We start from the raw sequence: 1,818 nt of genomic DNA, 5'->3' as shown, positions 1-1,818 counted from the left end.
TTTGGTATCGAAATATGCCGATCATTTGCCGCTGTACCGTCAACGTCTGATCTATCAGCGGGCTGGCATTGATCTGTCCAGATCCACTTTATCTGACTGGATTGGTCGCTGCTGTGTGGAACTGGAACCTCTGTCAACGGCAATTTAAAACTGACCCCTTTTACCTTAAAAACAGCAAAGTAAAATTGACCCCTTTGATGATTTATTAAGACTCAATTTGTGGTTGAATTCCTACTCTCTTTTTATCTTTTAGACGATAACTTTCCCCAGATATTTGTACAACATGACAATGATGTAATAAACGATCCAACATTGCTGCTGTCAAAGTAACATCATCTGCGAATGATTTAGACCACTGGCTAAATGGTAAATTACTGGTCAAAATCGTACTGCCTTTTTCATAGCGCTTGGCAATAACATTAAAAAATAAATTTGCTTCTTCACGACCAAATGGTAAATATCCTATTTCATCGATAATCAATAACTTTGGAGCAAGTACAACACGTTGCATGTAGTTTTTTAATTTACCTTGTTGATAAGCTAGGCTAAGTTGCAACATTAAATCAGCTGCAGTAATAAACTTAGTCTTAATATTATTCATAATTGCCTTATAGCCTAAAGCCATTGATAGATGTGTTTTCCCAACACCACTTGCACCAATAAATACAACATTTTCAGCTCTTGGAATAAAGCTTAAATTAAATAGTTCAAGCAACTGCGACTTTGGAGCACCTAAAGCATAATTAAAATCATAAGCCTCCAACGTTTTGATTTGAGTAAGACCTGAAAGTTGTAAAAGAATCTGTTGACTACGTTGCTGCGGTGCCTGCTATCGACCGGGAGGCGTATGGGTCACGAATGCGTAGTAGAAAGACGCGATTCCCACCTCCATTACCGTTTTGGTTCGAGCGTATTAGCCATTTCCGCTCGTTCAATTTAACGATCGTTGCGCAGATTCACATGTGTTCACCATACCGATTATCTAGCCCTTGTCCGGCTATGGCTGCCAGAAGAGTACGCCTCTCACGATTGATACCCCGCACCTTACGGTGCCTCGTTACATTGTCGAAGGCGCTCTTTATTCAGCCTTCTAGATTCACCCGGTGACACGGGTGGTTCCCGCAGGGGGAACAACTTCATTAAGCGACTTCGTGTCGCACCTCGACCCAATTATTGCAAATCGGTAGATTGCCATCATCCAGATAGCGGCTTAAAGCTGGCCAACGCTTCAGAGTGTAATTGATGGCCTTGGCGGTGGGAGAACTCGATGGCACTGTCAGATTATGTTGGTTGAGCCATTCATATAGTTGTTGCATCACTGGTTGACTATGCTGTTGTCTGTATTCGCGGCGGTCTTCCGCTGTACCATCGGTCTTTTTCCTGAGTTCTGCTTCTATCGCATACAGTTTCTGAATCAGCACTAAGGCCTGTTCAGCGACCTGACTTTTCCCGGTCACATGCAGTTCATGGAATTTACGACGTGCATGGGCTATGCAGCCCACCTCTATGACCTGGCCTGAACGACTATCCTGAAAGTCATAGATCACCGCCTGAACTGGATTGTACTGTGTAGTGGCATAGGCCCAGACATAACCTTTTTTCGGTTTTTTCTCATTCTCACCCATCCGCATAATGGTGACTGGTGTTTCATCTGCATGCAGCACCACCTCTTTTAAGGCATTGGCCAGAGGTTCCAGTTCTACACCGCAGCGACCTATCCAGTCAGATAACGTTGATCTAGAAAGTTCGATTCCCACCCGCTGATAGATCAGACGTTGACGGTACAGCGGCAAATGATCGGCATACTTCGATACCAGC

General features: G+C 43.8%; 3 pseudogenes. 1 reads left to right on the top strand and 2 read right to left on the bottom strand.

Features of this window, described 5'->3' with window-relative positions:
- Positions 1-145, top strand: a pseudogene (locus tag NI467_RS14525) (transposase); the annotation flags it as partial.
- A gap of 60 nt (positions 146-205) precedes the next feature.
- Here NI467_RS14525 and istB read toward each other — a convergent pair.
- A pseudogene (istB, locus tag NI467_RS14520) lies at positions 206-826 on the bottom strand (IS21-like element ISEc57 family helper ATPase IstB); the annotation flags it as partial.
- A 334-nt stretch (positions 827-1,160) separates the two neighbouring features.
- Positions 1,161-1,818 (bottom strand): annotated as a pseudogene (locus tag NI467_RS14515) (IS66 family transposase); the annotation flags it as partial.

The sequence above is a fragment of the Acinetobacter sp. S4397-1 genome, assembly GCF_024129285.1.
GTDB classification, from domain to species: Bacteria; Pseudomonadota; Gammaproteobacteria; order Pseudomonadales; family Moraxellaceae; genus Acinetobacter; species Acinetobacter lwoffii_C.
Note: the sequence above shows the minus strand (reverse complement) of the source record. Positions and strands in the feature narration are given on the sequence as shown.